This is a genomic window from Gardnerella sp. CCPDSM (genome assembly GCF_056754715.1).
In genome coordinates, this window is sequence record NZ_JBQEQO010000074.1 from 1 (window position 1) to 449 (window position 449).

Genomic DNA, 449 nt, shown 5'->3' on the forward strand with positions numbered 1-449 from the left:
TAACTTTGAGGTGGTGTAATTTGGAAAATTTGAGTGTGGATTTAGAAACGTTTTCGAGTGTAAATCTTGGTAAATGTGGGGTTTACAAGTACGCAGAATCAGAGGATTTTGAAATACTGCTCTTTGGCTACAGTGTGGACGGTAGCGAAGTTGAAGTCGTTGACTTAGCACAAGGTGAAACCATACCCGAGGTTGTGCTTTCTGCTTTAACGGATGAAACGGTGACAAAGTGGGCGTTTAACGCTCAGTTTGAAAGAGTCTGCTTATCACGCTACCTGCGAGATAAAGGCATCAATGTTAACCCTGGTAAGACAGTGAAAAGTGAAGGCCTGTTTTTAAACCCCTGCTCCTGGCATTGCACAATGATCTGGTCAGCCACACTGGGACTTCCCATGTCTTTGGAAAGCGTGGGAGCAGTACTGGGTCTTGATAAGCAGAAACTAACTGAA

Annotated in this window: 1 pseudogene; it reads left to right on the forward strand. The window is 44.1% G+C overall.

Annotated elements, in window-relative coordinates:
• Positions 1-20: 20 nt before the first annotated feature.
• A pseudogene (locus ACTJLE_RS06595) lies at positions 21-449 on the forward strand (hypothetical protein); the annotation flags it as partial.